Consider the following 1,337-nt stretch of genomic DNA (forward strand, 5'->3'; position numbering starts at 1 on the left):
CATCATCTCGACGGCCTTGCCGAACACTTCACGGCCGTCGGTGATCGTCATCCGGGTTTCCCCGAGGTCGAGGTCGCCATGGAACGGCTTGTTGCTTCCTCCCGCGGGTATCTGGATCAGCTCGTAGCGTGAGCCGTCGGAATCCACCGAGGAACCGAGAATGCCCCGATCGGCGTCATCGCAGGGACCAATCACCACGGCGCCGGCGGCATCGGCAAACAGCACGGCGCTGGCGCGCTCGGCCGGGTTGATGCGGCGGCTGAGGATGTTGGCGGCAATCACAAGGGCCGCCTTGCCATGCAGGCGGGTGAAGCCGTCCGCGAACATCAGCGCATAGATGAAGCCGGCGCAGGCGCCGGTCAGATCGACCGCGCCTGCGCGACCGAGGCCGAGTTTGTGCGCGACCAGGGGTGCACTGGGTGGCAGAAGGTGGTCGGGCGTGGAGGTGGCAAGCAACAGCAGCCCGATGTCGCTGCGGTCAATACCGGCGTTCGCCAGCGCCATGTCGCCAGCCTGCGTGGCAAGACCAGACAGCGTGTCTTCGTCCGTTGCCCAGAAGCGCGAACGAATTCCGGTACGCCTTTCAATCCAGCCAGGTTCGAGACCGAGATTATTCTCGATCTCGGCATTCGCCACCTTGCGCCCAGGCGCGTGATGGCCAAATCCGAGAATGCGCGACGACCTGCTCATGGCCTCGAACCGAAGCGCTCGCCGGCCTCCTCGATGGCGTCATGGAGCCCGTCCAACTCGCCGCCAGTGATGCAATAGGGTGGGAGAAGGTAGAGGACGTTGCCGAGCGGACGCACAAGCAGCCCCTGGTCGAGGAAGAACGCGCGCAGCTTCGGGCCGATCTCGGCCAGATAGCCGGCCGAGCCGGCGCGCAGGTCGAGAGCCAAGATCGTGCCGGTTGCCCGGCAGTCGGTGAAGTTGGCATTGTCGCGAAAGCGCCGAAGCCCGGCGGCCTGCATCGCGCTCAAGGCCGCGATCCGCTCGGCCACCGGCTCGTCGCGCCAGATCTCGACATTGGCGAGTGCGGCCGCGCAGGCGATCGGGTTGGCGGTGTAGGAGCTCGAATGAAAGAAGGTTTTCTTCCGGTCCGTCGAATAGTGAGCTTCGAAGATGGCGTCGGTGGCGAGCGTAGCGGCCAGCGGGATGGCGCCACCGGTCAAGCCCTTCGAGGTACACAGGATATCCGGAGAAATGGACGCCTGCTCGCAGGCGAACATGGTTCCGGTGCGCCCCCAGCCGGTCATCACCTCGTCGGCGATCAGCAGCGTGCCGGAGGCTTCGGCAATCTTCTTCAATTCCGTCAGAACCGAAGCCGGATACATCAGCAT

Annotated in this window: 2 protein-coding genes; both read right to left on the bottom strand. The window is 64.8% G+C overall.

What is annotated here, in order from left to right:
- Positions 1-690, bottom strand: a 690-nt coding sequence (locus EN993_RS35895) for a 3-oxoacyl-ACP synthase (RefSeq protein WP_127266249.1), incomplete at its 3' end; no start/stop codon positions are given.
- Positions 687-1,337, bottom strand: a 651-nt coding sequence (locus tag EN993_RS35900; protein ID WP_127266250.1) for an aminotransferase class III-fold pyridoxal phosphate-dependent enzyme, incomplete at its 5' end; no start/stop codon positions are given. The genes EN993_RS35895 and EN993_RS35900, both read right to left, overlap by 4 nt.

The organism is Mesorhizobium sp. M7D.F.Ca.US.004.01.2.1 (assembly GCF_003997785.1).
GTDB classification, from domain to species: Bacteria; Pseudomonadota; Alphaproteobacteria; order Rhizobiales; family Rhizobiaceae; genus Mesorhizobium; species Mesorhizobium loti.